This is a genomic window from Embleya australiensis (assembly GCF_051903075.1).
Classification (GTDB): Bacteria; Actinomycetota; Actinomycetes; order Streptomycetales; family Streptomycetaceae; genus Embleya.
This window is the reverse complement of the sequence record NZ_CP182422.1, coordinates 50,125-77,083: the sequence shown is the minus strand read 5'-3', so window position 1 is coordinate 77,083 and position 26,959 is coordinate 50,125. Positions and strand designations below refer to the sequence as shown.

Here is a 26,959-nt window from a genome sequence, read left to right as displayed (position 1 = left end):
AGCAGGGCAGCAGGGGGACCAGGCCACCGACCGTCCCACCGGAGGACCCCGTGCGTATCGCCCTGGCCCAGATGCTCAGCACCGCCGACCCGCAGGAGAACCTGCGCGCCCTCACCGACCTGACCGCCCGCGCCCGCGACCGGGGCGCCGAGGTCGTCGTCTTCCCGGAGGCTGCCATGTGCGCCTTCTCCGGCACGGTCGCCGACATCGCCGAGCCACTGGACGGCCCATGGGCCCGGCAGGTCGCCGCCCTCGCTGCCACCCACCAAGTCACGATCGTCGCCGGAATGTTCACACCGGCGCCCGACGGGCGCACCCGCAACACCCTCCTGGTCACCGACGGAGCGACCACCGACGGGTACGACAAGATCCACCTGTATGACGCGTTCGGCTACCGCGAGTCCGACACCGTCCAGGCCGGCATCGGACTGCTCCTGCGCGACATCGGGGGCCTCCGGGTCGGCTTCGCCACCTGCTACGACGTGCGCTTCCCCGAGCAGTTCGTCGCCCTCGCCGAGGCCGGCGCTCAGCTCGTCGTCGTCTCCGCGTCCTGGGGCGACGGCCCGGGAAAGCCCGAGGCCTGGCAGCTGCTGACCACCGCCCGCGCCGTGGACTCCACCTGCTTCGTCGCCGCCTGCGGGCAGGCCGACCCCGCCACCACCGGCCGCCCCTCGGGGCCGGGCCCCCTCGGCGTCGGCCGCAGCCGCGTAGTTGCCCCCGACGGCACCCTCATCGGCGCCCTCGGCCCCGAACCCGGCCTGCTGGTCGAAGACCTCGACCTTGCCCTGCTGGACAAGACCCGCGAAGCCCTTCCGGTCCTCGCCAACCGCGTGCCGCTCGGGGCTATCAAGGGATCGTGAACGCTCTCCGGCGACGGCTCGGTAGGCAGACGCCTCCGCGTGCCGAGTGCCGCCGCGCCGAAACTGCCGCTTCTCGAAGAGCGTCCGCCCTCAACCGCACGGGAACCATGATTTTCAACCGTAAAATCCCGGCTCCACGCCTGGCTCCGGAACTCGACGACACTGAACTCGGCAAAGTCTGCCGTCTGGAGGTCGTAGACCGGGTGAGGGCCACAGCGCCGGCCACGGCTCCCGTGGCAGGATTGCCGCTGTATGCCCTGGTCGACCGGTACATCCGCACGGTGGCTGGGGGCGGAGTCGATGCTTTCATGGCCGAACACCTGTGGTCCGGCCGTGAAGCGACCTCGACGTTGACTTCCTGCACCTCCAAGTGGGCCCAAGACGGCCTCCTGGTTCATGCCGAAGCCCTGCGCGACCTGAACATGCTTGCTTTCGCCCTCGTTGCGGCGCGCCGTATACCGCCGGCAGCGCCGGTCTTCCAGAGGATCAGGGGTGTGGTCACGCCTGCCCCCTGGAACTACGCCGGAGAACCCCCCGTTGTGGCCTTCGCCCGGGCTCAGCAGCGCGTGAAGGCCACGCGATGACCCGGCCGATACAGCCACGGGAATGCGTCACCACGGTCACGGCGACGCCGCATCGTCGGGCCGGGCACGCGGGGACGGTTCAGTATCCGTAGCTTCGCCAGCCGGCCAGGACGTGCTGCTGGAGCTGCCGAGGGTAGGAGCCCTGGAACGAGGCTGTGGTGCCGCGGAAGTCCTCCGGGAGCAGGCAGTCGGTGATGGACTTTCCGCCCGTGGCGGTGCGGACCTCGTCCTGGGTGAGGTAGGGGACCATCGGGATGCCCGGCGCGTCGGGGAAGACATGCTCGCCGGTGGCCGGGTGGCAGCGGGTGGCGAGGGCCCAGACGACCTGGCTGATGTCGGTGATGTCGATGTCGTCGTCCACCAGGATCACCTTCGGCACCATCCAGCCGACGTGGGAGGGAAACAGCACCTTGGCGACGGCGTCGACCAGTTGCCGCCTCGTCCAGGCGAGAGCCGTTCGGCGGGCGCGGTCGATGGACAGGACGATCCAGCAGGTGGCCGCTTCGTAGGAGCACCAGGCGAGGTCGACGGGCAGTCCGGCCGTGCGCAGCAGGTCCAGGGCCGAGGCGGAGATCATCGTGCCCCAGACGGTGTGGTTCTCCTCCGGCGGCAGGCCGGCCACGCAGACAGGCAGGACGGCGTCGTCACGCCAGGTCACGGCCTCGACATGGAAGACGGGCTGTTGCCTGCCCTCCGGGAACGCGTAGCCGTGGTACTCGCCCATGGGGCCCTCGGGCGCGGTCTCGTCGCTGCTGAGGTACCCCTCCAGCACGATCTCGGCGTGCGCCGGGACGTGCAGGCCGTTGGTCTGGGTGCGCACCACCTCGACGGGCCGGCCGGTGAGCGCGCCGACGTAGCCGTCCTCGCTCACCTGTTCCGGCAGAGGCATCGCCGCCGCGGCGAGCGCGGCCGGCGGAGCGCCGAGGACCATGGCCCACGGGGTGTGCTCGCCGCGTTGACGCCACATCTGTTGGATCATGCCGATGTGCTGCTGTGGCATCGCGGGCCCGACGAGGGTATTGCGGTTGTGCAGCATGGTCCGGGCCACCGACCAGCTGGTCCAGCTGCCGTCCGGGCTCTGGACGACGTGGAATCCGTAGGTGCCGAGGTAGCGTCCGCCGTCCTCCTGGTGGAGCAGCGGCACCGGGAGCCGCTCCAGGTCGACCGCGTCGCCGGTGGCGACGTTCTGCCGGCAGGGCCCGCTGGGGACCACGACCGGTGGGATCGGCTTCGCGTGCATGGCGCGGACCAGGTGCTCCAGGATCTCGCGCGGGGTCGAGGTGCGCGGCAGTCCGAAGTGGGAGGCGATGCGGCCGTGCCGCTCCTGCGGCAGGCTGCTGAGTCCGGCTGGTGCGCCGAGGATCCGGAAGCCCGGTTCGGCTCCGGCGAGGGATGTGAACAGGGGTGCCGGCGCATGGGTCTCGTACGCCCTGCGGGTGACGGCGCCGACTTCGAGGTGGGGATCCACGGTCTGCTCGATCGCGATTGCGTCGCCCGCGGCAAGCAGTTCGTCGAGGAAGGCCCGGAAGTCCAGGGCCGGGTCGGAGTGGGGCATGGTGTCGCTTCCTTGGGTCGGGGAGACGGATCGTCGCGGGAGCAGGGGAGGCGGAGGTCAGGGGACGGCCCGGGCCGTGCGCATGCCCGTCCAGCGGCGGGCTGACGGGACGTCGAACCCGAACTGGTCGAGGATGCGGACCACGATGTGGTCGACGATGTCCTCCGCAGTGCGGGGATGGTTGTAGAAGGCGGGCATCGGCGGGACGATCCGCACGCCCATCCGTGCGAGCGCGAGCATGTTCTCCAGATGTACCTGGCTGAGCGGGGTCTCCCGCGGGACCAGCACCAGCGGCCGGTTCTCCTTGAGGACAACATCCGCCGCCCGGCTCACCAGGCCCTCGGCGTAGCCGGTGCGGATGCCGGCCAGGGTCTTCATGCTGCATGGCACAACCACCATGCCGTCCGTGTGGAAGGAGCCGGACGAGATGGCCGCGCCCTGGTCCTCGGGGCTGTGCAGGACGTCGGCGAGCTCGGCCAGGTCGCGTGCCGACCGGCCAGTCTCCAGCTCGACCGTAGCCCGGGCCCAGCGGCTGAGCACCAGATGCGTCTCCACCGCCGGATCGGCTGCGAGGTGCTCCAGCAGGCGCACCCCGAGGACCGCCCCGGTCGCGCCGGTCATCCCCACGATCAGTCGCATGCTCCTCGCTCCTTCGGTCGGGCCCGCGCAGCCCTGTGCGGGTGCGCAGTTTCGGTCAGTACAGTGCGGGCGCGCGGAAATCGGCTGCGCGCCAAGAACCCGTCGCAGATGGGGGGCAGGCTTTGCACTGCTGTAACGCTAGAGGGATGAGCGGTCGGGCTGCGGATAAACTCGGACGCCCTATGTGCAGAAACGGACAGCCTGTGGATGTCGTGGACGTGCCCTTCCCGACCACGCCCGGCGGACCGCCCGGCGTGGAGGTCACCGACCTGCCCGGGTGGGTCCAACGGATCGGCAGACTCGGCGCCGGGGCCGGTACACCGGTCCGCCCGAGTTTCCACCTGCTGGTCGCCTTGCACCGGGGGCGGCTGCCCTGTGCTGTGGACCTGACCGAGTGCGTCATCGAGAGCGGGCAATGGCTCTGGGCGCGACCGGGCCAGATCTTCCGGCTCCGTGATCTTCGGGACGCCGACCCGCCGGACAGCGCACACGGCACGGGCACGGCACCGCGGGGGACCGTGATCCTGTTCCAGCCGAGCTTCCTGGACTCCGCCACCGTCGCTGCCGCGCACCTGGACCGGCGGGCATGGCGGCTGCCGCTCGCGCCCGTCTCGGAAGCCGAGGCACCAGTGGCACAGACCCTGGCCATGCGGGAGGGCCAGTACCACCGGCTGCGCGACCTTCCGCTGGAAGTGCACGTCGAGGTCGTGCGCCACCTGCTCGCGATCCTGGTGCTCCGCCTTTCGCACCTGTCGGGCGGAGATCGTCGGCGGACAGCGGGGGACGAGACCTTCCGCCGTTTCCAGCGGGCGGTGGAGGAGAACTTCAGACGCTGTCACCACGTCGCGGACTATGCGGCCGGGCTGGGCTACAGCGTGCGCACCCTGACCCGGGCGACGCACGCGGCCGTCGGGCGCAGTGCCAAGGCCTTCATCGACGACCGGCTGGTCACCGAGGCCAAGCGGCTGCTGCTGCACACCGATCTGGCGACGCACACGGTCGGAGAGCGCCTCGGCTTCCCGTCCGCGACGGTGTTCACCCGGTTCTTCCGGCAGCGTGCCGGGGAGACCCCGGCGGGCTTCCGGGCCCGGGCCCGCACGCACGGGCACGAGACCGGCCTGGGATGACAGCGTGGCCGGCCCCGGCCGCCGGTGTGCTGCGATCGCGCGACATGACCCCGGTGCGGGAGCGGCGCCCGGCTGCCGATCGTCGCCGGCGCGGCCTACGACCGAACGAGAGCGCCTGTCAGCTCCCCGGGCTCCCGGATGTGTCGGAACGCTCGACCGGCACCGCGGCCGTACGGGTGGAAGGTCAAGCCGGGTAGTCGGCGGGAGCCAGATCCGGCACGCCGGGGAGCCATGCAACGAAGTCATCGAGCCAACGCTCGATCAGCGGGGCGGCGTAGTGCCCGCGATCCCATCCTGCGACGAGTCGGACTCTGACCTGGCTGCGACCCAGCATGACGCGAACCGGGTGCAGCCCGAAGGAGGGCGCGTTCGTGACGATCGCGGCGCCGCGGCCGGAGGCCGCATGCGCCTGGGCCATGTACGAGGAGTTCAACTCGGTCGTGCGCGTCGGTTGGAGTCCCGCCTCGGCCAGGGCGTCGTCGAAGACCGTCCGTGCCGGGTTCGTCCGGTCGATCAGGATCAACGGGAACTCGATCAGCTCCTCGATGCGCACTGTGTCGCTTCCGTACAGCGCGTGCCTGGGCGCCACCTGGACCATCAGGCCGGCCGAGTAGAGCGGCCGGCTCTCCCATGTGAGGGGCGGCAGCAGGGTCGAGATGCCGAAGTCGGCCTCCGCTTCGACCACCCGATCGAAGATCCGGGACGGCGTCTCCTCGAGTGCGTCGATGATGGGCAGGCCGCTGCCGTGCTCCGCGGTGAACGGCGCGATGATCCGGGTGATCGAGGTGAAGGACGCGACGACGGTCAGGCGCGCGGACGCCGGGTCGTCGAGGCCCGCGACACGGCGGGCGCCCCTCTCCCGCAGGACCAGATCACGCGCGATCGGTTCGAAGCGACGTCCTGCCTGGGTCAGCCGCACGGGCCCCTTCCCCCGCTCGAACAGATCCGCGCCCAGTTCCTTCTCCAGCGCATGAAGCTGCCGGGAAACGCTCGGCTGGGAGACGCGCAGGCGGCGCGCGCCCTCGGTGATCGAACCGGCGTCGATGGCAGCCAGGAAGTACGTCAGCACCCGAATCTCCACCATGCCTCCAAAGCATCGCGATCAAGCTATACAGGCATTGGACAGCATGGGGATTGAAGGCCAGGATTTAGAAACCCCCGCACAGTGATGCAGGCCACACTCCGCGCTCTCGAGGGCTCACCCGTCCCCGAGCGCAAGGACGCGGCAATGAAGGTCTCCCGATCCGCGACGAGCCGCCGCCGGCCGGCCGGACTGCCTCGCGGGTCTTCGAAAGCACCCCTGTCGCCCCCGAACGGCACTCTCCTGCTCGCTGCGACCAGGGAGCCGTTTGCTCGAGCCCCCTGGCGGGGCCCGGTCGCGCCGCGACTGCTCCCGCGGCCACAAAAACCCACTGACCCCTTACGAACGAGAAGACCTCCCATGCGTACCGGTACCGAATATCTGGCCTCACTCAACGACGGCCGCACCGTCATCCTCGATGGAGAGATCGCCGGCGATGTCTCCCACCACCCCGCGTTCGCCCCGATGGCCAAGACCATCGCCGAACTGTTCGACATCGCCAACGACCAGCCCGCGGTGATGCAGTACACCGCCCCCGAGACCGGCCGGGCCGCAAACCGCGTCTTCTGCGTTCCGCGCTCGCTCGAGGAACTGCGGGCACGGCGAACAGCCATCGAGACGTGGGCGGCCCACACCCACGGCTGGGTCGGCCGCAGCCCCGACCACGTCGGCACGTTCCTGGCCTCGTTCGCCGCGAACAGCCAGGTCTTCGAGATCGACGGCAGCACACACGACTTCGCCGCGAACGCGCGCGCGCACTACCAACGGCTGCTGGACGAAAACCTGTACGTGTCCTACGCGATCATCCCGCCGCAGGTGTCCCGCGCCACCACGGCCTCCGGCTGGGAAGGCGAATACCTGCAGGCCGGTGTGGTCGAGGCCACCGAGGCCGGCCTGGTCGTCCGCGGGTCCCAGATGCTCGCCACAGGTGGAGCGGTGGCCGACGAGATCTTCGTCTCCTGCATCAAACCGCTCGGCCCCGACGACAAGGACTTCGCCGTCGGATTCATCATCCCGACGAACACCACCGGCCTGAAGCTGTACTGCCGCCGTCCGTACGTCACCGGCGCGACGAGCTCCTTCGACTATCCGCTGACCACCCGCTACGACGAGTCCGATGCGCTGCTCGTCTTCGACGACGTCCTGGTGCCGTGGGACCGCGTCTTCGTCGATCGTGACACCACGAAGGTACGGCAGCAGTTCTTCGACACCGGCGCCCACGTCCTGGGCAACTGGCAAGCCCAGATCCGGCTCGCGACCAAGCTGAAGTTCATCGCCGGCGTGGCCCGCCGGGTCACCCAGGTCAACGGTGTGGACGCGATTCCCTCGGTCCAAGAGAAGCTCGGCGAACTCGCCGCGGTCGTCAGCGGCGTCCAGTCCGCGGTGCTCGCGGCCGAGTACACCGCGGCACCCGACGCTCAGGGTCAATGGCTGCCGAACCGCCAGCTGCTCTACAGCGCGATGGGACTGCAGTCCGAGACCTACCCACGCGTCCTGGCGATCCTGCGCGACCTGGTCGGCGGCGGCGTCCTGCAACTGCCCTCCAGCGTCAGGGACCTCACCAGCGAGGTCAGCCGGGCCGACATCGCACGGTACGTACAGTCGCCCGGCGTCCCGTCGGTGGAGCGGGTCAAGCTGTTCAAACTCGCCTGGGACATCCTCGGCTCGGAGTTCGCCGGCCGCCACCAGCAGTACGAGATGTTCTACGCCGGTGCGCCCTTCGTGGTGAAGGGCGTCTACACCTACCGCAACTACGACTACGACGGTGCCCTGAAGTCGGTCCAGGACTTCCTGGACAGCTACTCGGTCGATGCGTGAACTGTTGGGAGACCCGGAAATGCCCAAGCCCGAGTACGAGTTCTTCGCGGTGACCGATGTCGACTACACCCCGTGCGACGGAGGGAACCCGCTGATCAAGGAACGGATCCTGTCGCGCGACCCGGACACCGGTTTCGCGTCCCGGATCCTGCGCTACGAACCCGGCGCGGACTCCTCCCCCATGGGGCAGCTGCGCCACGACTTCTGGGAAGAGGTCTACATCCTCGAAGGCTCCTTCGTGGACCTGACGCTGAACCGGACCTTCTCCGCCGGCGACTACGCCTGCCGGCCCCCCGGCATGCCGCACGGACCGTGGCGCAGCGACGAAGGCGTCACCACGTTCGAAGTCAGGTATGGCCATGACCCTTCCTGACTTCACTCCCGCGACCGCAGTCGGCATGCGAGCCGCCATGGGCCGGTTCGTCACCGGTGTCGCTGTCGTCAGCACCGGCACCGGCGAGGGCAACTGGTGCGGCATGACGATCAGCTCCCTGACCTCGATCAGCCTCGACCCGGCCATCCTGATGATCTCCCTGACCCACAGATCCCGCACCACCGAGGTCATCCAGAGAGCCGGTCGATTCACGGTCTCCATCCTCGCCGCACGGCAGGAGGCGGCGGCACGGCACTTCGCGACGCGAGGCGGTTCGCGCTTCGAGGAAATCGAGCACGACCTCGGGCCGTTCGGCATGCCCCTGATCTCCGACGCTCTCGTCCAGGCCGAGTGCCGCGTCCACGCCGCCCACGACGTCGGCGACCACACGGTGGTCTTCGGGACCGTCGAGCACCTCAGGTTCCGTGACGGATCTCCGCTCCTCTTCAACGCCGGACGGTTCGGCGCCTTCCACGACTTCGGCCACGACGAGATCCCCTGGTGGTTCTGATGACACCGCAAACAGCCACCCCGTCCACGTCGGCCCAGACGCTGCACGGCAATCTCAGCGCCACCGCGATCACCTTCTTCGTCGTCGCCGCCGCGGCTCCTCTGTTCGTGATGGCCGGCGTCGGCGCGCTGGCTGTCGGCATCGGCGGAATCGGTGCGCCGGCCGGCTATCTGTTCGCCGGGATCGCGCTCGCGATCTTCACGGCCGGCTTCACCGCGATGACCAAACACATCCGCAATGCGGGTGCGTTCTACGCCTACATCGCCAAAGGCCTCGGTTCCGGGCCCGCAGTGGTGTCCTCGGTCGTCGCCCTGGTCTCGTACAACGTCGTCGAGATCGGCATGTTCGGCGCCCTGGGCTATTTCACCGACACCACCCTCGACACGCTGGCGGGCATCAACCTGCCCTGGTGGCTGTGGGCCCTGGTGGGCGTGGTGATCATCTGGCAGCTCGGGTCGCGGTCGATCGACGTCGGCGCGAAGTTCCTGATCGCTCTGCTTGCCCTCGAGACCGCGGTGTTGGTGGTTCTGGCCGTCGCGATCCTGTGGCGGCACCCCCATGGCATCACCTTCACCTCGTTCGCGCCACAGCATGTCGCGGTCGGTTCCATGGGAGCAGTGCTCGCCTTCGCGTTCGCCGCCTTCATGGGCTTCGAGAGCACGGCCCTGTACCGCGAGGAATCCCAGGACCCCGACCGGGCCATCCCGCGCGCCACACTGGCCGCCGTCGCCTTCCTCGGCCTGTTCTACGCGTTCATGGTCTGGATCATCGTGCAGGCCTATGGTCCGGCAGACGCGGTGAACGTCGCGAACACCCTCGCCGGAGGGCTCTTCTTCGACGCCATGGAGCAGTACGTCGGGACCTGGGCCGTGGATGTCATGTCGGTCCTGATCATCACCAGCATCCTGGCCAGCCTGCTCGCCTTCCACAACGCCATCACGCGCTACGCGTACGCACTGTCCCGCGAAGGCGTTCTCCCGCCGACATTCGGCAGGCTCCACCCACGCTACTTCGCGCCGTACATCGCCGGCCGCCGGCAGAGCGTGCTCGCCGCGCTCGTGGTCATCATCTTCGCAGTCGCAAAGCTCGACCCGTTGACCCAACTGCTCATCTGGGTGAACACGCCCGGAATCTTCGGAATCCTGCTGCTGCAGGCACTGGTCGGTGTCTCCGTCGTGCGGTTCTTCCGGAAGGACCGCCGTGGCCACACTGCCTGGCGAGTGGTCGTCGCGCCGGTCGTCGGCAGCGCCCTGATGCTGATGGCGATCGTCCTCGTGGCCAAGAACATCACACTGCTGACCGGCTCCACGCCGACAACCAGCGGCGTGAACCTCGCCATCATGGCTGTAGCTCCCATTTCCGTGGTGCTCGGCGTCGTCGTCGCGTCGCGCCTGAAGAAGACACGACCCGAGGCGTACGCAGCCGTGGGAACCCGCAACACCGACTGACCCGAGAACAGGAATCCGATCATGGCGACTGCCGATCTGATCGTTCGGGCCGCGCGCCTCCACACCATGGGGCCGGCGTCACCCCCGGCCACCATGGTGGTCGTCGCCGACGGCAAGATCCTTGCCGTCGGCGACGACCGGCTGGCCGACGAGTTCAGCCGGACCGAGGTCTTGGACCTCGGTCCCGCGACGCTGACACCCGGGCTGATCGACGGACACTTCCACCCGGTGTACGGGCTCGGCCTCACCTCTGGAATCGACCTCACCCGCGCCACCACGGTCGCAGAGGTTATCCAGACCCTGCACGCCAACCGCGGTGACGGGCCTTGGGTGCGCGGATGGGGACTGGACCCCAACGTCTTCGGCCGCGAACCCATCTCGAACTCGCTCCTCATCGAGGCGTTCGGACCGGACGTACCCGCCTTCGTCACCCTCTTCGATGCGCACTCGGCCATCGCGACCCCCGCGGCCCTGGCCGCGGCGAAGATCACGGGCTCGCGCGAGTTCGCGGCCGGCGGCATGATCGTGTGTGACGACGACGGCACACCGAACGGACACCTGCGGGAGTTCGAGGCGATGACCCTGGTCGAGTCGGTCATGCCGGCAGAATCCCCACAAACGCGCCGGCGGCGACTCGGCGACCTGCTGCAGGCGATGGCGTCGGTCGGCATCACCGCCGGCAACGCGATGGACTTCAGTGGGGACTCGGCAGAGCTCGTCACCGCGCTGGAAGCCGCGGGCGAGTTGCCGCTCAGGCTGCGGTTCCATCCCTGGGTCGAACCCGGTGGCGGCGTCACCACATGGGAGCACGTCCTCGAACAGCAGCGACTCCGGGGACGTCGTTGGAAGGTCGACGGCGCGAAATTCTTCATGGACGGGACCGTCGAGGGTGGCACCGCCTGGCTGACCGAGCCCGACAGCTGCGGCGAGTGTCATGCCCCCAACTGGTCCGACCCGACCGAATATCGCGCCGCGGTGCACTTCCTCGCACACCATGGCGTACCCACGGCGACTCACGCCATCGGTGACGCAGCAGTGCGATGGGCTCTCGAGACCCTGTCCGGTGCGGCGCCGCTCGACTCGGGAGCACGGCACCGCATCGAGCACATCGAGACAATCCCCGACGACCTGATCCCGACGTTCGCCGACCTGGGCGTGGTGGCCAGCGTGCAACCCACCCACTGCACCGACTTCAACAGCGCCGACTTCTCGGATGCCTGGTCCCAGCGACTCGGCCCGGCACGTGCCGCCCACGGGTTCCGCTTCGGCGACATCCGCCGCGCCGGCGCCGTGGTGGCATTCGGGTCGGACTGGCCCGTCGCCCCGTTCGACCCGCGAGCAATCCTGAGCGCCGCGCGACTACGCCGCCGCGGTGGCCACCCCGAGCAGGATCCGATCGGACCCGAGCAGGCCGTCACTGCGCGGATGGCCTTGGAGGCGTACACCACGCACGCCGCGATCTCCCAAGGCGAAGCCGGAACTGCCGGAGTGATCGCACCCGGCGCCCGTGCTTCCTTCACCGCATTCACCGCAGACCCACTCAGCACCGATCCAGACGAGTTCGCGCTCGCCCCGATCGCTGCGACCATCGTCGAGGGCCAACTCGTCCATCTTGCTTCTGACTAGGAAGCTCTCAAGATCTGCCGGAGCTCGGGCCCGGAATCGCTCTCAGTCGGATCCGGGCCGCCCTCGGTCGACCCGACGCAGCCCTTACAGCGGCGCGGGAGGCCGCGAGGCCATGCCTCGATTCGATCTCATTCGCGACGGCACCAACTTCGCCTACGCGCTACACGTACTCGGCGACATTCACCTCGGCCTGGGACGTCCCGAGGATGGAGTCAGGCCTCTGGCACGGGCCGTCGAGCTCTACGAGCAACTCGTCGACGCTGACGACCGCTGCCGGTCCGGTCTCGCCGCGGCGTTGCACAACCTCGCCGACATCCAGGTCGCAACAGGCAGTCACGATGCGGCAGTCGCCAGTGGCCAATGGGGCGCTGCCACCTATGAGCGGCCGGCTGACGAGGACAAGGACGCCCACCTGGGACGGTTCGCCGGCTCGCTGAGGGATCTGCGGGGTATGTCTCGCAACGGCAGGACGGCTTGAGGACGCCCCGCTTGTGGCACGGCGGCTGGTGGAGGTCCTGGAACGCCTCGTGAGCAGGAGGCCCGAATTCACGGAGCTGCTGGCACAGTCCCGTTCCGAGTCCGACCGCGCGGTGTGCTCCCTGGGGGAGTTCGCCCAGTCCCGGCGGGCTGCGGGACTCGATGAGATCTATCGAAGACTGGCCGGGGAAGGGCCGGACCGCACCGAATAGACGAAACGGTGTTGCCGGACCGCGGTCGGCGGCGAGCTGACCTGACGCCCGGTGCTGCACCAGCCCGTGGCGCGGTGGACGTGGGCGCCGGTGTCTTGTGGGGCTCGCGGCGGTCCACCCCGGGTCGGCCGCGCTGATCCGCGGCGCGGTTCACGGCAGGGGTACGGGTTCGTAGCGTGCGAGGAAGAAGCGCAGGTGCGGGGGTTCGTAGGTGAAGCGCAGGCCGTGGTCGACCTGTTGCCGTCGTTCGTTGAGGGCGATCACGGCGTCGGCGACGACGTCGAGGTGGCTGCGGGTGTAGACGCGGCGGGGAATGGCGAGTCTGGCCAGTTCGAGAGCGGGGGCACGGTTCTCGCCCGTCGCGGGGTTTCGTCCGGCGGAGACGATGCCTCGTTCCAAGCCGCGTACGCCCGAGCGCAGGTACAGCTCGCAGACCAGCGTTTGCGCGGGGAACAGGGCCTGGGGGATGTGGCCGAGAATGGTGCCGGCGTCCAGGCAGACGGCGTGTCCGCCGAGGGGGCGGACCACGGGCACGCCTGCGTCGATGAGCCGTTGTCCGAGGTAGGCGACCTGTTCGACGCGGGCGCGGATTGAGCTGCTCTGAGTTTTGTGGAGTCCTGGAAGCCGGGTTATGGTGCCCGGCGTAAGGAGCACCACGAACCATGCCGGCACCACGCAAATATCCCGACGAGTTGCGGGAACGGGCGGTCCGCGAGGTCCGGGCGTCCGGTCGCCCACGTCGCCCGGGACCTGGGCATCCACAAGGAGGCCCTGAGGAACCGGGTCCGCCAGGCCGAGGCCGACGCGGGTGAACGCGACGACCGGCTGAGCACCGGCGAACAGGACGAGCCGAGGCAACTCCGCAAGGAAGTCGCCGAGTTGCGTCGGGCGAACGAGATCCTCAAGGCCGCCTCCGTGTTTTTTGCCCAGGAGATCGACGTCCCCGGTCAAGGCCGAGCAGGTGATCGACCACCTGCGTGACAAAGGTCTCGGGGTCGATCCCGTATGCCGGGTGCCGGACCTGTCGCCGTCGACGTATTTCGCGCGGAAGAAGCGCCCGAAGTCCGCCCGCCGGCTGCGTGACGAGCAGCTCGTGCGGCTGATCGAGGCCGAGCACGCCGACTCCGGCGGCACCTACGGCGCCCGCCGGATCACTCGCGCGCTGCACCGCAAAGGCACAACGGTTGCCCGCTGCACGGTCGAACGTCCGATGCGCGAACTCGGCATCGAGGGCGTCATCCGCGGGCGGCGCCGCCGCACCACCGTCCCCGAGCCGGCCGCGCCGCGCCCGCCGGACCCGGTCGACCGCCGGTTCACCTCCGACGGCCCGGACCGGCTGTGGGTCGCCGACCCGACATATGTGCGGACGTGGTTCGGGTGGGCGGTGGATCCCACCTTGACCACGGGGCGCAGGCCCTGGAATCCGAGGACATACAACCGGCTGCCTTGCTTCTCCGGCTCGGGGAGCTCCCTGCGCAGCCGTTCGCGCACCAAGTGAGAGGTCAGGAGGATCTCTTCATGCTCGTCGAGGTTCCACGGCGGCATGGCCCCAGCCGCAAGGTCGGGGCCATGCCTTCGCGCGGGCTGCCTCGGGGCCGATATCCTCGAGCCGCTTCGCCATGAGGATGTCGCGGAAGACCCATTTCGGGATGTGTGGCATCCGCTCACCGTTTCATCCGGTACCGGCAGTCGGTCATCTTCGCCCGGCGAGAGTCCACGGACGTCCGCGCGATCTTGCGCGATGCGCGGATATCGAGGGGCCATCCGGACTCGGCCGTTCTCGTTCCCGGGCGGGCTCGCGTTTTGCGTTACGTGAGCTGGAGCGCATCGTCGCCGCAGGCCTGCAACAGGCCTACTTTCAGGAAAGCGGCACCCGCGCCGACGACCTGGAGGCAGTCGAACCGACCGACGTTTGGCTCTATAGGTGAGTTGCCGTTCTCACCTGCGCAGCCGCGGGTGCGTGGCGTGCCCACCGCCACCTCGGCGCTCTCGCGCGCGCTGGGTTACCAGGCGACGGCTCCCTTGTCGTCGAAGAAGCCGCCTCGGGGGCCGTCGTCGGGCAGGGTGGCGAGGCGAAGGGCGATCGCGGCGCCCTGCTCGGGTGTTCGTTCCCCGGCGAATCCGGTGAAGTCGGTTGCGACGTACCCGGGGCATGCCACGTTCACGATGATGTTCGTGTCGGTGAATCGGCGGGCGTACTGGGCTGTGACGCTGTTGAGCATCGACTTGGAGGGTGCGTAGGCGGCCATGACCGGGCCGGTCTGCAGCGTCAGCGAGCCCATGTTGCTGGACATGTTGACGATCCGGGGCGAGGCGGCACGGCTGAGCAGCGGGAGCATCGCGTTCGTCACCCGTACAACCCCGAACACGTTCGTTTCCAGGACGGTGCGCAGGACGTCGAGGTCGAGGGTCGTGGGGTCCTGCGCCCCGTCCTCGAACCGCCCGGAGATTCCTGCGTTGTTGACGAGGACGTCGAGTCGCCCGGCTTCCTTCTCGATGCTCGCCGCCGCTGCGGCGACACTGGCGTCGGAGGTGACATCGAGGGCGACTCCGAACGCATCTGTGCCTGCGGCCTGCAACCGCCGCACGGCCTCCTCGCGTCGGGCGTCGTCACGCGCCCCCACGGCGACGGTGAAGCCAAGGGCTCCGAGACCCTTGGCGATGGCGAAGCCGATTCCCTTGTTCGCGCCGGTGACCAGCGCTGTCCTGGTGTTGTTCACGCTGCCCATGCTCAGCGCGCGGCGTTCGTTTCGTCCAATATCGATCAAGTACGCTGTGATACCCGGCGGGTATCACAAGGTGGATAGGGTATGCGCATGGACGACCTGGAGACCCGTGAGCTGCGGTACTTCGTTGCGGTCGCCGAGGAGCTGCACTTCGGGCGCGCGGCCCAGCGGCTCGGGATCGCGCAGCCACCGCTGTCGCGTGCCATCCGGCAGCTGGAACGTCGGCTCGGCGTCCAGCTCCTGGACCGGGACCGACGAGGGGTGGCCCTCACCGGCGCCGGCGGTGTCCTGCTGCGCGAAGCCCGGGTGTCCCTCGATGCGGTCGCGGCCGCCGCGCGCCGGACCCGGCGGGCAGCGGATCTCCAGCGGCCGCTGGTACTGGTGACGAAAGCCGGCGCATCACACGAGCTGCTGCAACGGCTGCTCGCCGCGTCGGCAGCCGACACCGATACGGCACCGGTCGAAGTCGTCCTTTGCGAGGTCGGTGAGCAGGCACGGTTCCTGCGCAGCGGGCGCGCGGATGTGGCCCTCATGCACCGGCCGGTCGACGACCTGGCCGGGTTCGATACCGAAGACCTCTGCACCGAAGGCCAAGTCGCCCTCCTCCCGTCGGGACACCCGCTCGCCGCACGACCCCAGCTCACCCTTGCGGACGTCGGCAACGTGCCGGACCTTCCCATCGCCCGATGGCCCCGGCTCGACGGCTCCTACCCCGACGGCCCCGGGCCAGAGGTGCACACCCAGTCACAGCTCGCCCAGCTCGTCGCGCTCGGCAAGACCCTGCTCGTCATCCCTGCCTCCAGCCGCGCCTGGCAGTGGCCCGACCATGTCGCGGTGCCCGTCGTCGACGCCCCGGACATCACCACCGTGCTCGCATGGCCGGCCGGCCACCACTCACCGGCCCTCGCCGCACTGGCCCGAGCCGCGGCCGAGCTTCGCAACACACCACCAACTGCGCCCAAGCCCTGAACCTCCTCGCCACCCGACTTCGCGGATGGTCAACGGGGGCCAACCAGAGCTATATCGTTAACCTCGCGAACGCGTCGTGCGCCGCACCGGGCGGCTGCTCGTCGCTGCCCCCGCCTCCGCCGACGAACACGCCGCGCGGGAAGCGCTGTTGCAGGTGGAGGGCCGTCGGCGGACCCCGAAGCTGGGCCGGCTGCGCCACTCGCCGCGCGAGGTCTGCGGCCCCGGCGTCGGCAAGGTGCTCGACCGCTACCTCGAAGCCGACGCGCTGGGCGCTCACGGACGCAACCTCGCGGCGATACCCGCCGGCCGTCTGCACCACCTTGCCCACTACGCCTGCACCGCCCGCCCCCAGGCCGTCGTCGACCTCACCCCCGACCGGCGCACCGCCATCCTGGTCGCGTTCGCCGCGACCATGCGCGCCACCGCCGCGGACGAGGCGATCGAGGTGTTCGACCTGCTCATGGCCGACCTCGCGCGCCAGTCATCCCACCGCGCCGTCAAGACCCGGCTGCGAACCGTCGACGCCGCAGCGCTGCTGCTGCGCGAGGCGTGAATCACCGTCACCCACGCCGCCGCCGACGTCCGCGAAGCGCTCGACCTGCTCGACTTCGCCGCTGTCCACGACGCCGCCCGCGCCGTGCGCGAGATCGCCCGCCCGCAGGCCGACACCCTCGCCGGCGAACTGCAACGGCGTGGACGTCCCGAACTTCGACCCTTGATGGTGCGTTCGTCGTCGACACGACCCCCCACACGGCGGGAGCCGGGCGCCGAGCGATTGCTCCATGATGTGTTCGTGACATCACCCACCGATGACGAAGCCGTCCAGCGGTGCCCCGGTACCACGGCCCGGGGGCTGCAGTGCCGGGCGTTGGTGCCGATCGCGAACGGCTGGTGCGCCGCCCACCGGCCGCCGGAAGCCGGACCCGCGCCGGTCCGCCCGGCGCCGTTCCGGGGCAGGCTGAGCAAGAAGGCGTTGGAAGAGAACCGGCAGCGGGTCAGGGCCACCGTCGCCTGCCCCTACTGTGACGCCCCCGTCGGGCAGCCCTGCGTGGGAGTCGACGGCGCCGAGAGGGTGAGCAACCACAACGAGCGGCGCCATCTCGCCCTTCGAGCGGATGCCACCGCGCCCGTCACCGCCGGGGGCCCGCCCGCGCCGCCCGCCGAACACCCCCACGGTTCAACCGAGTCGGACTCGACCGTGGCGGGAATCGTCGCACGGCGCTGGCGGGCCACCCTCGCGACGAGCGGCCTCGCGGCGCGCATGAACGAGCCGGGCTGGTCCTACGAAGGGCGCGTCGAGTTCCGGTGCCCCATGTGCGCGGGCGTCACCCACACCCTGCGCAAACCGTACGTCGATCCGAAGGGGGAGACCCGACGCTACATCGCCGTCGTCTGCCCCAGCTGCCCCGCCGCGAGCACTCTCCGGGAACTGGGGATCTCCTCCCGCGACTTGATGAAACAAGCGACACCCCCGGCCACCGCAACCCCGGCCGAGCCCCACCCCGCCGCCGACCCGCACGTACGCGTGCCCGGCCCGCGCGGTGACCACGCCGATGCCGCAGTCGTTCCGGTACGCGGCACACACGTCCCACCCGCCCGCCGCATCGACCGGCCCGGCGTGTGGCCCGCGGACCTGCCGTCGCACGCCCCCGCGGAGACCCGGCGACTGTACTGGCGCAAGGTCACCGACCCGCTGTGGCGACTGCCCGAACACGTCGCTCCCGACACCGACGTGCGCGTGATCCTCCCCGAAGGCGACGAGTACGCGCCGTTGCGCGCGCACCTCGACGCCCGCGGAGCGCAGAGTCGTTCCGTGCCCTACTGGGTCGAGGACGAGACGGTCGGCACCGTCGACACGCACGGCACGCTCGTCGAACTCGCCGCCCGCCCCGCGGTGTTCGCACCCTCCGTCACCGACGGCGAGGAACGCCCACCCGTCCTGGGCCCGGGCGCGCACGCCGCCCGCGACGTCTTCGAGGCCGTCTGGGAAAGCCTCACACCCCAGGATCCCGAGAACGTCCCCGAGCCGGCACCCGTGGCCGAACTCGTCCCCGCCGCATGGGCCCGACTCCTGCCCCACCCCACCTTCAATCCGGCGCAGCTCCAAGCGGTGCCCGTCGTGTTGGACGACACCGTCGGCCACGTCCTGATCGTCGCCCCCACCGGGGCCGGCAAGACCCCCATCGGCATGGTCGCCGCCCTGCACACCCACGAACGCGGACGCAAGGCCGTGTGGTTGGTGCCGCAGCGCTCCCTCACCGACGAACTCGACCGCGACCTCGAAGCCTGGCGCCGCCACGGCATCCGCGTCGCCCGCCTGTCCGGCGAGTACGCCACCGACGCCCGCGCCATCCGCGACGCGGACGTGTGGGTGTCCACCACCGAGAAGTTCGAGGCCATCTGCCGCACCGCGTCCCTGCGCGACGTCCTCGCCGAGGTCGGCTGCCTGATCGTCGACGAGATCCACCTCCTCGGTGACCCCGTTCGCGGCCCCGTCCTCGAAGCCCTCCTCGCCCGCGTCCGCGACGTCGCCCACCAGGTCCGCATCGTCGGCCTGTCCGCGACGGTCTCCAACGCGGACGACATCGGCCACTGGCTCGGCGCGGCCCTGGTCCGGGTGTCGTGGCGGCCGACCCGCCTCGTCTGGCAACTCCCCATGATCCCGCTCGCCGCCGACCGCCCCACCCGACAACTCGCCCGAACCCGCGTCGCGACCCGCCTCACCGAGACCGTCACCCGCGACGGCGGCAGCGTCCTGGTCTTCTGCGGCAGCAAACGCAACGTCCGCACCACCGCGCTGGCCATCGCCGCGAGCCGCGGCCAACCCACCACCGGCATCGACGTCGACGACACCGACCGCGTCCACGACCTGTGCCGCAACGCCGGCGTCGGCCTGCACTACCGCGACTGGCCGCACAAGCACGACGCCGAACGCGCCTTCCGAGCCCGCGACATCGACGTCCTCGTCGCCACCTCCACCGTCGCCGCCGGCGTCAACCTTCCCGCCCGGGCCGTCGTCGTCCGCGACACCCAGGTCGGCCTGGACCGCGTCGAAGTCTCCATGGTCCAGCAGATGTTCGGACGCGCGGGACGCGTCGGCACCGGCGAAACCGAAGGCTCGGCCTACCTCGTCACCGAGGAGAGCGAACGCCCGATCTGGCAGGCCCGCCTGGCCGCCGGCTACACCGTGCGATCCCAGATCCGCAACAGCCTTCCCGACCAGGTCCTCGCCGAGATCGTCCAGGAACGCGTCCGCACCGTCCGCGAAGCCGACGCCTGGTGGGTCCAGACCCTCGCCCACCACCAGGACGGCGAGGATCCCGATCTCCTCGGCGACGCCATCGACTTCCTCATCGAGGGCGAGTTCCTGCACCGCGAACCCGGACCGCGCGGAGACGACGCCCTCGCCGCCACCGACCTCGGCCGGCTCACCTGCCGCATGATGGTGGCCGCGACCACCGCCGACCGCCTGCGCCGGGCCGTCACCGCCATGCCCGTGCCCCGGACCGCGGACGACGCGGAACACCTCCTGATCACCCTGGCCGCGATCCTGCTGCCCGGCCTCGAACAGGCCCCCACCAACGAACGCGCCGAAGTCGCCGTCCTGCGCGTCCTGCACGCCCGCGGATTCGTCGAGGACCTCGGAGCATGGGCACCACCACGCACCGGCCTCGCCTCCAAACCCTCCCTCGAACCGGGAGACCTTGCCAAAGCCGCCCTGATGCTCGTCGCCGCCAGCCCCCACGTGTTCCGCAAACCCTCCCGTACCGTCGCCGGCATCCCGACCGACAACCTCACCCCCGTCCTGGAGGAGGCCGAACGCTACCTCGCCTGGCTCGGCGCCCAGGGAACCTGCGCGACCCTGCACCCCTGGGCCGTCGTCACCGCCGCCGACCTCGGACGCCGCGTGCGGTGGCGCTCCCTCGGGCCCGGCCGCGGAGCCGGCCGCCTGCTGTGGATGTGCGAACAGATGGCCACCCCCCTGCACGCCACCCGGGGCGTCCCCGACATGTGGACAGCCGCCACCTCCCGCGGCATCACCGCGCCGGACTGGCCGTCGGGACGCGCCCCGAACGGATGCCGACTCGAACCCGACCAGTACACGGCCCTGCTCAACGCCCGTACCAGCCACACCGTCCTGGAGTCGACACCGACCGGGGCAATCGTGACCACCGCGCCCATGGGCGCCTTCGTCCACCTGTGGGACGGCGCCGCCTTCACCACCCACATCCACACCGGCGAGGCCACCGAACTGCGCTACCCCCACCCCCGCGACGACGATCCCTCCGCCGGGCGCCGCGGCGCGGCCGTCTGTACCCGCCGCGGCGACCACACCGGAACCGGCTGGCTCATCGCCTACCGCGCGACCACATGACCAGCCGCCCCGCAAGCGTCCCCCAGCGAAAGGGAACGAAGCTGCAGGTGACGGATGGCGTACACACCCTTCCGGCGGCGCCGCCCCGGATGGCGTCATCGGCTCGATGTCGCTGGACGCCGATAACGTCCGCCGGATGAGCATCGACACGACCCCCGGCGCCGAAGTCCGCATCACGCTTTCCCGAGAAGCGGCCGAGCGCGCACGGGAGTTGATCGGTCTCGGACTCGCCGCGTCGGTCGAGGACTAGGTGGCGGACTCGGTCCGCAACCGCCTCGCCGGATACCAGGACCTGACCACGGGCCGGCCCGACGGCGACCCGAGGGAACGGGTGGTCCCCAACCGTTATGCGTGACTCGGCCAGAATCGGAATAACCGTCGGGGCGCGCCGGGAACCACGACCCCGCCGTCGAGATCCCGCGCCCCCGGTCCCCGGGGCCGCCGCCCCCTGACACAGCCTCCGGCCGCATCAACGCCCGGCTGCGCCGACATGGGGCGGCATCTTCGAACGACCCCAGCGTCCGCCCCATGACGCGCACACCCCCGCGAAACCCGACACCCGAATGCCCCACCACCATCCGCGACCCACACCTCCCGCGGCGGCCGCCGCGACGGGAGGGAGGACCAGCTCGGCGCGCTCGGCCCGGTTCTCAACGCCATCGTGCTCTGGACGACGAAGTACATCGACGCCGCCGTCGCCCAGCTCCGCGCCGAGGGCCACGAGATCCGCGACGTTGTCCGGCACTCCCCGCTCAAGCACAAGAACCTGAACCTGCTCGGTCGCTACAGCTTCACCGCCGGCGTTCCGACCGCCGGCGCCCTACGCCCGCTGCGCGACCCGGACGCACCAGGGCTGGACGAGGACAACGGCGTGCAGGACTGACGCGGCGGTCCGCCGGCCTTCGTTCGGCGACCGGCGACGGCCGGAGCGGGCGCGCGGACCGGGGTGTCGTACAGGTGTCGATGCGGATCATCGGCTCCGGTCGCGGTGGGCAGCGACGCGGACGCGGGTTCCGCAGCGGGTCGAGCAGTAGCGTTGCGGGGTGCGGCGGCCCGTGTCGATGAAGTAGCGGCCACATCCAGGGGCGGCGCAGCGGCCCCATGCGCAGTAGCCGCGTTCGCTGAGCCAGAGGGCCAGGGCGAGGGCGGCGGTGGACAGCAGCCAGCGGGCGGGCTGTGCGTCGTGGGGGGCGGTGGCGCGGAGGGACCAGCGGCGTTCCGGTACGCGCTCCAGGCGGGGCCGGGCGGGGTACTGGTCGAGCAGGGCGTTGATCGCTTCGGCGGCGCCGTCCTCGTCGTCGAGGTCCAGGATTCCTGCGATGGCCGCCACGGCCTCCTGCATCTCCCCTGCGGTGGTCTCCGTCAGCCGCAGCGGCGGGCCGCCGTGCGCTTCCACGACGGCTTCCAGCCCCGGCGGCGTGGCGCCGGTCCCGTCCTGTACGGCGTTGACCAGGTCGGCCAGGAGGTACAGGCCGCGCGGATTGTCATCGGTGAACCGCTGGTCCATGGCCCCTCCGTGTCAGCGCCAATCCATCACATCACTCCTCCATGGTAACGTCTAAATTCATATTTGTCGTTACCGATGTGGTCGTACTCACTCGAAGGAGCCCCCATGACCGAATCGCACACGTCCGTACTGGTCGTCGGGGGCGGCCCTGTCGGGTTGGCCCTGTCCTGCTTGCTCTCGGATCAGGGTGTGGACCACGCGCTGATCGAGTCCCACCCCGGCACCTCCCGCCACCCCAAGGCCCGGGGTGTCTCGGCCCGGACCATGGAAATTTTCCGGCGGCTCGGGCTGGAGAAGGAGGTCAGCGCGGCCGGGTTGCCCGCCGAGCAGGTCCACTTCTACCGAGGCCGCGACCTGGTCGACCCTGACTACGTCCGCAACGGTCTCGCCCAGGAGTCCGGAGAGGGCCCCGAGCACACGCCGTCGCCCGGCCTCATCTGCTCCCAGGACGTCCTGGAGCCGCTGCTGCTGCGCCGTGCCACGGAACTGGCCGGCTCCCGCATCCGGTTCGCCGCCCGTCTGGTCTCCTTCGAAGACGACGGCCTCGGCGTACGGGCCGTCATCGAAGACCGGGCGACGGGCCGTCTGGACCGCCTGCGGGCGGACTGGCTCGTCGGCTGCGACGGCGCCGCGAGCACCGTCCGCACCGGAGCCGGGATCGCGATGGAGGGCCCCGTCGGCCTGGGGCGCTACCTCAGCGTCCGCTTCGAAGCGCCCCTGGGAGAGATCGTCGCCGACCGCGCCAGCGCTTCGTACTTCCTCACTGCCCCCGGTCGGGGCGGGTTCATGGCCGTCGACAACGATCGCCACTGGATCTACCAGTACCCCCTCGGCCCCGACGCAGAGGCAGACCCGACGGACAACGAGCTCCTGGCCGACCTCGTCCGTACGGCCGCGGGCGTCCCCGACCTGGACGTGGCCGTCCACGACACGATGACCTGGCGCATGGACGCACAGCTCGCCGCCTCCTACCGCCACTCCCGCGTCCTCCTGGCAGGCGACGCCGCCCACGTCGTCCCGCCGACCGGCGGACACGGCATGAACACCGGCATCGGCGACGCCGACAACCTCGCTTGGAAACTCGCCGCTGTCACCGCCGGATACGCCGGCGAAGCCCTCCTGGACACCTACGAGGCCGAACGGCGCCCCCTCGCCCGCCAGGTCATCGACATCTCCACGGCCAACGCCACCAACCGGGCCGGCTACCGCATCGACGACGAACTCCTCCTGACCGCCACCTACCGCTCCACCGCCGTCATCCCCGCCCCGCAGCACACCGGCGAAGACGAGGTTCTGGACCCGTCCGGGTACACGCCCAACTGCCGACCGGGAGAACGCGTACCCCACGTACGCCTCGCCCCGGGGCCCGCAGGCGCCACCTCCACCCTCGACCTCATCGGCCCTGGCCTCACCCTGCTCACAGCCGACGAGGCCCCCCAGTGGCACGCACAGGCCGAAGCCGTACGACAAGCCGGGGTCCCCCTCACCCTCCGGGCCGTACGCACCGCCGGACAGCAGGAAGCCACCCCTGGGCAGTGGGCACACCTCCTCGGCGCCGACCACGCGGACACCGCACTCCTGGTACGCCCCGACGGACACATCGCCTGGCGCGGCACCCTCCCGGCAGACCCGACAACCCTTCCGGCCCTCGTACGACGCGTACTCGCGTACCGGTGACTGCCGCCGGAACGACTCGGCCGACTCATCTGTCGTCAAACGATGGCGAGCTCAAGGGGTCAACGCATCACCGCTGTTCGGCAGCTCGGCGTAGACCTCTGCCGGAGTGCGATAGCCGTGGGTCTTCCGGGACGGTGGGTGAGTTCGTGGGCTATGGCGTCCAGGTCGGCCTGGCTGAACGTGCGGAGGTCCACGCCCTTGGGGAGGTACTGCCGCAGCAGTCGATCGGTGTTCTCGTTGGTGCCGCGCTGCCACGGGCTCCGCGGCCTGCAGAGATAGATCGGCATCGTGGTCTCGGTGGGTGATGGCCTGGTGCTCGGCGATCTCTCGGCCACGGTCCCACGTAAGCGTCCGACGGAGCTGGGACGGGATGTCGAGAAGGCTCCTGGTGAGGTGTGGGGTGACCTGCTCAGCCTTGATGCCGTCAGTCAGCGTGACGATGGTCGTGTAGCGGCTGGTGCGTTCGACGAGCGTGGCGACCGCCGAGGGTCGGGCGCCCATCCCGAGGTCGCCCTCCCCATGGCCGGGGACCTTGCGGTCCTCGACCTCGGCGGGGCGGTCGGTGATGGACACCACGCCGCGGTGACGCCCCGGGCGGTGGGACGGTGGGCGATCTTCGGGCGGCGCATGGGCCTGGCCGACCGCAGGCGCTGGGTGAGAGTCCGGTCGATTGCCTGGCGGCAACGGGGATCGTAGAGCGAGAGATGGATCGCTTCGTGCGAGACCTCATGGCGGTGTCACCAGGTAACTGGCGTCGCAGCCACCCTGCGATCTGGTCAGGAGACCGGCGCAGAGCAAGCTTGGCCTCCACCAGAGCGCGCAGAGCCGGTCGTTGGGCGAGTTGGCCGGCTTGGGCCGGCGCCCACGCGCATACGCTGCCGCATCGGCGGACGCGGCACGGTAGCGGTCCCGGCCGCGATGCCACGAGATATCTCTTCGCGCTCGATGCCGCTGAGATGCCGCTCAGATCGCTGCTGTGGGGCGAGCCGGACCGCCGCTCCGGCAAAGGAACCGGCGCGCGCTCGGCATCGGTGCCCCGAGTACCCGCCCGATCAAGCTGAACGACTGCCCCTTGCGCCGGCGTCTCCAGATCTCATCCTGCTGTGCCGGCGAAAACCCGTAGTCATGCACCTGTACCTCCACGACCACATGATCATCCGTGGGCGGTGCGTTGATCACTTGAGGGCGCCATCGTTTTCCGACACCCGGTCGGAAATGGAGTCCGAACGGGCCGGCCCGGCGCGTCGACCGGTTCATGATCGGCGGGGACCTGTCCAGGACGCCGACGAGTTCGATGCCCCTGCGGCAGGCCAGGGCACTCTCGCGCAATCGCTCACGATGGTCTCGGGAACGGGATGTCCATCCGGGAAACTGGTTGTTATGGATGAAGTCAAGGTCATCGTCGCCCATTCCGAGCGCGCGACCCTGCGTGTCGGCGATGTGTTCCTGAAGGTGGACGCCGATCAGGCCCGTATGGACGCCGAGGTCGAGGCGATGTCCCTGGCACCGGTTCCGACCCCGGACGTCCTGTGGTGCAAACCGCCCGTGCTCGCGATCGCCGCGGTCTCGGGGACGACGCTCGGGCGCCTCGGCGGGCCGTCGACCGGCTCACCGGCGGCGTGGGCCGCGGCGGGTGCCGCCATTCGGAAACTGCACGACGCGCCGCTGCCGCCCAAGCTCGGCCGAGCAGGCCGGAGCGTTGTCGAACTGGCGGCGGAACTCGACGACGAGTGCGCGTTGCTCGTGAGGAACGGCGTCCTGCCCGCCGACCTGGTCGCCCGCAACCGGCGGATCGCCGAGGCCGCGCTCCGGCCGTGGACTCCGGCGTTCACGCACGGCGACTTGCAGCTCGCGCATGTGTTCGTCGACGGCGGCGAGGTCACCGGGATCATCGACTGGTCCGAGGCCGGCCAGGGTGATGCCCTGTACGACCTCGCCACCTTCACGCTCGGACACGAGGAGCACCTCGACGACGTGATCGCCGGCTACGGCACCGACGTCGACATCGACCTCGACGTGATCCACGCGTGGTGGGCGTTGCGGAGCCTGCTGGCGGTGCGCTGGCTGGTCGAGCACGGCTTCGACGCCTTCGCTCCTGGCTGCGAGGTCGATGTACTCCGATCCCGGATGTGAGCCGAGCAGGAACAGGCCAACTTCTGGGGCCCTTCCGGGCCCGGCACTCGACCAGCAGGGCCTCTAGTCCAGTCCTCGGTCGCAGGGTCGCCGGCCGCGCCGTGCACCGGTCGACCGGGTGTGCACGCAGAGGCGGCGAGCCGGACCGAGGCTTCTGGTTTCGTCGAAGACGGCGAGGTCAACCCGTGACGGCCCGGACCGTCATGCGGTCGGGTGGCGGTCCTCGTCCGGGTGGGTCTGTGTCGAGGCTGTGGGTGGTCAGCTCGTCCAGGTTTTGCGTTGGGGTGGCCTTCGCGTGGCGTGAGCCAGGGGGAGGAGGGCGATCCGGCCCCACCGGATCTGACCAACACCGCATCATGGACGGATGAGCACACGTCCTCGGGGCAGTTACGGCGTGTGCAGCCGCCGGGTCGCGCTCACCGAGCCCCACGACATATGGCGCCACGACGACCCCACCCGCGCCTGCAGCCTCGCAGGTGCCCAGATCTCCTGCCGCGGTTCGTGGACCCCGCCGCCGATGTTTCGAACATCGACGGCCCGCGCCAACTCGACCTTCTCTCACTTGCCGACTTCGCGCCCCCCGAACACCCGGACGTTGGCCGAGGGGAGTGCGACAAGCGGGACCGGATCGTTGTCGGCATCGAATTGCTGGAGTGAGCTCGGCACCGGTCAACTACCGGACCAACCGACGCTGGTTGGGCGGCAGTACGCGGCAGGCTTGTGCGGGGCACTGGGGGCCCGGTCTCGGCGGGGCTGGCAGCCGGCCGGCCAACCGGTGGGCGCGAGCTGCGCTACTGCCATTGGGCGTTCATGTTCAGGTGCTTCCACAGTGAGACCGGGCTGCCCTGGCCGTACTGTCCTCGGTGGATCTTGAGGTGCGACGCCTCCCACGGACCCAGGACTGTGTAGTGGTAGGTGCCGCCGTCCGTGGACACAGGCTGGACATAGAAGTCCTGGTTCTTCCCGTTGTTGCAGGTCCATACGATCAGTTCCTGGCCCTGCCTGTACTTCGCCGCAGGGACGTCCAGGCACAGGTTCCGGTTGTCCCAAGGACGCAGGTTGTAGGCGTATCCCCTGGGCCCGGGCGTCAGGCACCATTTTTCGTTGCCTTGACCGCCGGCCCACGGCCACGTGATGACCTTGGCTCCCTTGCGGCTGCCGCCCCCGACGTTCAGGTACACGGAGGAAGAGCCGGAACCACCGGGTACGGAAAACGTGTAGGGGCGATTCTGCTTGCAACGACACCGCAGCGTGGGACTCG

25 protein-coding genes and 2 pseudogenes are annotated in these 26,959 nt (G+C 70.0%); 18 read left to right on the top strand and 9 right to left on the bottom strand.

What is annotated here, in order from left to right; all coding sequences use genetic code 11:
• Positions 1 to 50 precede the first annotated feature (50 nt).
• Both ACMXN5_RS00300 and ACMXN5_RS00295 read left to right on the top strand, forming a co-directional pair.
• Positions 51 to 860 carry a carbon-nitrogen hydrolase family protein gene (locus ACMXN5_RS00300; protein WP_439673399.1) on the top strand — a complete coding sequence of 270 codons (810 nt, stop codon included), beginning with the start codon at positions 51 to 53 and terminating at the stop codon, positions 858 to 860.
• Positions 861 to 967: 107 nt separating this feature from the next.
• A complete protein-coding gene (locus ACMXN5_RS00295) occupies positions 968 to 1,444 on the top strand; it encodes a hypothetical protein (RefSeq protein ID WP_439673398.1) in 477 nt (158 codons plus the stop codon).
• Between the two features lie 79 nt (positions 1,445 to 1,523).
• Here the strand turns inward: ACMXN5_RS00295 and ACMXN5_RS00290 are convergent, their stop codons facing one another.
• Both ACMXN5_RS00290 and ACMXN5_RS00285 read right to left on the bottom strand, forming a co-directional pair.
• Positions 1,524 to 2,999 carry a UbiD family decarboxylase gene (locus tag ACMXN5_RS00290; RefSeq protein WP_439673397.1) on the bottom strand — a complete coding sequence of 492 codons (1,476 nt, stop codon included), beginning with the start codon at positions 2,997 to 2,999 and terminating at the stop codon, positions 1,524 to 1,526.
• A gap of 57 nt (positions 3,000 to 3,056) precedes the next feature.
• Positions 3,057 to 3,638, bottom strand: coding sequence for a non-oxidative hydroxyarylic acid decarboxylases subunit B (locus ACMXN5_RS00285; RefSeq protein WP_439673396.1), 582 nt, complete (start codon positions 3,636 to 3,638; stop codon positions 3,057 to 3,059).
• Between the two features lie 203 nt (positions 3,639 to 3,841).
• On the opposite strand from ACMXN5_RS00285, the gene ACMXN5_RS00280 reads away from it, so the two are divergent.
• The gene (locus ACMXN5_RS00280; RefSeq protein WP_439673395.1) at positions 3,842 to 4,765 is read left to right on the top strand and encodes a helix-turn-helix transcriptional regulator; all 924 of its coding nucleotides are present in this window, start codon (positions 3,842 to 3,844) and stop codon (positions 4,763 to 4,765) included.
• A gap of 184 nt (positions 4,766 to 4,949) precedes the next feature.
• Here ACMXN5_RS00280 and ACMXN5_RS00275 read toward each other — a convergent pair whose 3' ends face one another.
• The gene (locus ACMXN5_RS00275) at positions 4,950 to 5,849 is read right to left on the bottom strand and encodes a LysR family transcriptional regulator (RefSeq protein ID WP_439673394.1); all 900 of its coding nucleotides are present in this window, start codon (positions 5,847 to 5,849) and stop codon (positions 4,950 to 4,952) included.
• 357 nt (positions 5,850 to 6,206) lie between these two features.
• On the opposite strand from ACMXN5_RS00275, the gene ACMXN5_RS00270 reads away from it, so the two are divergent.
• From ACMXN5_RS00270 to ACMXN5_RS00245, 6 genes are all read left to right on the top strand, one after another.
• A complete protein-coding gene (locus tag ACMXN5_RS00270) occupies positions 6,207 to 7,664 on the top strand; it encodes a 4-hydroxyphenylacetate 3-hydroxylase family protein (protein ID WP_439673393.1) in 1,458 nt (485 codons plus the stop codon).
• On the top strand, positions 7,657 to 8,037 hold the full coding sequence (locus ACMXN5_RS00265) for a cupin domain-containing protein (protein WP_439673392.1): 381 nt from the start codon (positions 7,657 to 7,659) through the stop codon (positions 8,035 to 8,037). The genes ACMXN5_RS00270 and ACMXN5_RS00265 overlap by 8 nt, the downstream gene beginning before the upstream one ends.
• On the top strand, positions 8,024 to 8,548 hold the full coding sequence (locus tag ACMXN5_RS00260) for a flavin reductase family protein (RefSeq protein WP_439673391.1): 525 nt from the start codon (positions 8,024 to 8,026) through the stop codon (positions 8,546 to 8,548). The genes ACMXN5_RS00265 and ACMXN5_RS00260 overlap by 14 nt, the downstream gene beginning before the upstream one ends.
• Positions 8,548 to 9,996 carry an APC family permease gene (locus tag ACMXN5_RS00255; RefSeq protein ID WP_439677922.1) on the top strand — a complete coding sequence of 483 codons (1,449 nt, stop codon included), beginning with the start codon at positions 8,548 to 8,550 and terminating at the stop codon, positions 9,994 to 9,996. The genes ACMXN5_RS00260 and ACMXN5_RS00255 overlap by 1 nt, the downstream gene beginning before the upstream one ends.
• A gap of 21 nt (positions 9,997 to 10,017) precedes the next feature.
• A complete protein-coding gene (locus ACMXN5_RS00250) occupies positions 10,018 to 11,622 on the top strand; it encodes an amidohydrolase (protein WP_439673390.1) in 1,605 nt (534 codons plus the stop codon).
• A 112-nt stretch (positions 11,623 to 11,734) separates the two neighbouring features.
• A complete protein-coding gene (locus ACMXN5_RS00245) occupies positions 11,735 to 12,100 on the top strand; it encodes a tetratricopeptide repeat protein (protein ID WP_439673389.1) in 366 nt (121 codons plus the stop codon).
• 361 nt (positions 12,101 to 12,461) lie between these two features.
• On the opposite strand, the gene ACMXN5_RS00240 is transcribed toward ACMXN5_RS00245, so the two are convergent.
• Positions 12,462 to 12,965 (bottom strand): beta-eliminating lyase-related protein, encoded by a 504-nt coding sequence (locus ACMXN5_RS00240; RefSeq protein ID WP_439673388.1) that lies wholly within the window; start codon positions 12,963 to 12,965, stop codon positions 12,462 to 12,464.
• On the opposite strand from ACMXN5_RS00240, the gene ACMXN5_RS00235 reads away from it, so the two are divergent.
• Both ACMXN5_RS00235 and ACMXN5_RS00230 read left to right on the top strand, forming a co-directional pair.
• Positions 12,921 to 13,292: a transposase gene (locus tag ACMXN5_RS00235; RefSeq protein WP_439673387.1), complete on the top strand. Its 372-nt coding sequence runs from the start codon at positions 12,921 to 12,923 to the stop codon at positions 13,290 to 13,292. The two genes, ACMXN5_RS00240 and ACMXN5_RS00235, sit on opposite strands and share 45 nt — an antisense overlap.
• A 31-nt stretch (positions 13,293 to 13,323) precedes the next feature.
• Entirely contained in the window at positions 13,324 to 13,809 is a 486-nt protein-coding gene (locus ACMXN5_RS00230) for an IS3 family transposase (RefSeq protein ID WP_439673386.1), read from the top strand.
• A 505-nt stretch (positions 13,810 to 14,314) separates the two neighbouring features.
• Here ACMXN5_RS00230 and ACMXN5_RS00225 read toward each other — a convergent pair.
• The gene (locus tag ACMXN5_RS00225) at positions 14,315 to 15,040 is read right to left on the bottom strand and encodes an SDR family oxidoreductase (RefSeq protein WP_439677921.1); all 726 of its coding nucleotides are present in this window, start codon (positions 15,038 to 15,040) and stop codon (positions 14,315 to 14,317) included.
• 87 nt (positions 15,041 to 15,127) lie between these two features.
• Here ACMXN5_RS00225 and ACMXN5_RS00220 point away from each other — a divergent pair, with 87 nt between their 5' ends.
• The 4 genes and pseudogenes from ACMXN5_RS00220 to ACMXN5_RS00205 form a co-directional block, all read left to right on the top strand.
• Positions 15,128 to 16,006 carry a LysR family transcriptional regulator gene (locus tag ACMXN5_RS00220; RefSeq protein ID WP_439677920.1) on the top strand — a complete coding sequence of 293 codons (879 nt, stop codon included), beginning with the start codon at positions 15,128 to 15,130 and terminating at the stop codon, positions 16,004 to 16,006.
• Between the two features lie 76 nt (positions 16,007 to 16,082).
• Positions 16,083 to 16,559: a hypothetical protein gene (locus tag ACMXN5_RS00215; RefSeq protein WP_439673385.1), complete on the top strand. Its 477-nt coding sequence runs from the start codon at positions 16,083 to 16,085 to the stop codon at positions 16,557 to 16,559.
• 240 nt (positions 16,560 to 16,799) lie between these two features.
• Entirely contained in the window at positions 16,800 to 20,381 is a 3,582-nt protein-coding gene (locus tag ACMXN5_RS00210; RefSeq protein ID WP_439673384.1) for a DEAD/DEAH box helicase, read from the top strand.
• Positions 20,382 to 20,988: 607 nt separating this feature from the next.
• Positions 20,989 to 21,264, top strand: a pseudogene (locus tag ACMXN5_RS00205) (Tn3 family transposase); the annotation flags it as partial.
• A gap of 87 nt (positions 21,265 to 21,351) precedes the next feature.
• Here ACMXN5_RS00205 and ACMXN5_RS00200 read toward each other — a convergent pair.
• On the bottom strand, positions 21,352 to 21,888 hold the full coding sequence (locus ACMXN5_RS00200; RefSeq protein ID WP_439673383.1) for a CGNR zinc finger domain-containing protein: 537 nt from the start codon (positions 21,886 to 21,888) through the stop codon (positions 21,352 to 21,354).
• 105 nt (positions 21,889 to 21,993) lie between these two features.
• Between ACMXN5_RS00200 and ACMXN5_RS00195 the strand changes: the two genes are divergently transcribed.
• Entirely contained in the window at positions 21,994 to 23,565 is a 1,572-nt protein-coding gene (locus ACMXN5_RS00195; RefSeq protein ID WP_439673382.1) for an FAD-dependent monooxygenase, read from the top strand.
• 59 nt (positions 23,566 to 23,624) lie between these two features.
• Here ACMXN5_RS00195 and ACMXN5_RS00190 read toward each other — a convergent pair whose 3' ends face one another.
• Both ACMXN5_RS00190 and ACMXN5_RS00185 read right to left on the bottom strand, forming a co-directional pair.
• A complete protein-coding gene (locus ACMXN5_RS00190; protein WP_439678120.1) occupies positions 23,625 to 23,852 on the bottom strand; it encodes a hypothetical protein in 228 nt (75 codons plus the stop codon).
• Between the two features lie 19 nt (positions 23,853 to 23,871).
• A pseudogene (locus tag ACMXN5_RS00185) lies at positions 23,872 to 24,249 on the bottom strand (IS30 family transposase); the annotation flags it as partial.
• A gap of 696 nt (positions 24,250 to 24,945) precedes the next feature.
• On the opposite strand from ACMXN5_RS00185, the gene ACMXN5_RS00180 reads away from it, so the two are divergent.
• Together ACMXN5_RS00180 and ACMXN5_RS00175 are read left to right on the top strand one after the other, a co-directional pair.
• The gene (locus tag ACMXN5_RS00180) at positions 24,946 to 25,698 is read left to right on the top strand and encodes a phosphotransferase family protein (protein WP_439673381.1); all 753 of its coding nucleotides are present in this window, start codon (positions 24,946 to 24,948) and stop codon (positions 25,696 to 25,698) included.
• A gap of 501 nt (positions 25,699 to 26,199) precedes the next feature.
• Complete coding sequence (locus ACMXN5_RS00175; RefSeq protein WP_439673380.1) at positions 26,200 to 26,355, top strand: hypothetical protein; 156 nt, start codon at positions 26,200 to 26,202, stop codon at positions 26,353 to 26,355.
• 134 nt (positions 26,356 to 26,489) lie between these two features.
• Here the strand turns inward: ACMXN5_RS00175 and ACMXN5_RS00170 are convergent, their stop codons facing one another.
• Positions 26,490 to 26,879 carry an RICIN domain-containing protein gene (locus ACMXN5_RS00170; protein ID WP_439673379.1) on the bottom strand — a complete coding sequence of 130 codons (390 nt, stop codon included), beginning with the start codon at positions 26,877 to 26,879 and terminating at the stop codon, positions 26,490 to 26,492.
• Between the last annotated feature and the right edge of the window lie 80 nt (positions 26,880 to 26,959).

Excerpts from the sequence above, each read along its gene's own strand:
- ACMXN5_RS00295 (WP_439673398.1), top strand. The coding sequence starts at position 968 with ATGATTTTCAACCGTAAAATCCCGGCTCCACGCCTGGCTCCGGAACTC.
- ACMXN5_RS00270 (WP_439673393.1), top strand. The coding sequence starts at position 6,207 with ATGCGTACCGGTACCGAATATCTGGCCTCACTCAACGACGGCCGCACC.
- ACMXN5_RS00255 (WP_439677922.1), top strand. The coding sequence starts at position 8,548 with ATGACACCGCAAACAGCCACCCCGTCCACGTCGGCCCAGACGCTGCAC.
- ACMXN5_RS00220 (WP_439677920.1), top strand. The coding sequence starts at position 15,128 with ATGGACGACCTGGAGACCCGTGAGCTGCGGTACTTCGTTGCGGTCGCC.
- ACMXN5_RS00200 (WP_439673383.1), bottom strand. The coding sequence starts at position 21,888 with ATGGACCAGCGGTTCACCGATGACAATCCGCGCGGCCTGTACCTCCTG.
- ACMXN5_RS00195 (WP_439673382.1), top strand. The coding sequence starts at position 21,994 with ATGACCGAATCGCACACGTCCGTACTGGTCGTCGGGGGCGGCCCTGTC.
- ACMXN5_RS00225 (WP_439677921.1), bottom strand. The coding sequence starts at position 15,040 with ATGGGCAGCGTGAACAACACCAGGACAGCGCTGGTCACCGGCGCGAAC.
- ACMXN5_RS00265 (WP_439673392.1), top strand. The coding sequence starts at position 7,657 with ATGCGTGAACTGTTGGGAGACCCGGAAATGCCCAAGCCCGAGTACGAG.
- ACMXN5_RS00260 (WP_439673391.1), top strand. The coding sequence starts at position 8,024 with ATGACCCTTCCTGACTTCACTCCCGCGACCGCAGTCGGCATGCGAGCC.
- ACMXN5_RS00190 (WP_439678120.1), bottom strand. The coding sequence starts at position 23,852 with ATGCCGATCTATCTCTGCAGGCCGCGGAGCCCGTGGCAGCGCGGCACC.
- ACMXN5_RS00245 (WP_439673389.1), top strand. The coding sequence starts at position 11,735 with ATGCCTCGATTCGATCTCATTCGCGACGGCACCAACTTCGCCTACGCG.
- ACMXN5_RS00250 (WP_439673390.1), top strand. The coding sequence starts at position 10,018 with ATGGCGACTGCCGATCTGATCGTTCGGGCCGCGCGCCTCCACACCATG.
- ACMXN5_RS00275 (WP_439673394.1), bottom strand. The coding sequence starts at position 5,849 with ATGGTGGAGATTCGGGTGCTGACGTACTTCCTGGCTGCCATCGACGCC.
- ACMXN5_RS00180 (WP_439673381.1), top strand. The coding sequence starts at position 24,946 with ATGGATGAAGTCAAGGTCATCGTCGCCCATTCCGAGCGCGCGACCCTG.
- ACMXN5_RS00285 (WP_439673396.1), bottom strand. The coding sequence starts at position 3,638 with ATGCGACTGATCGTGGGGATGACCGGCGCGACCGGGGCGGTCCTCGGG.
- ACMXN5_RS00290 (WP_439673397.1), bottom strand. The coding sequence starts at position 2,999 with ATGCCCCACTCCGACCCGGCCCTGGACTTCCGGGCCTTCCTCGACGAA.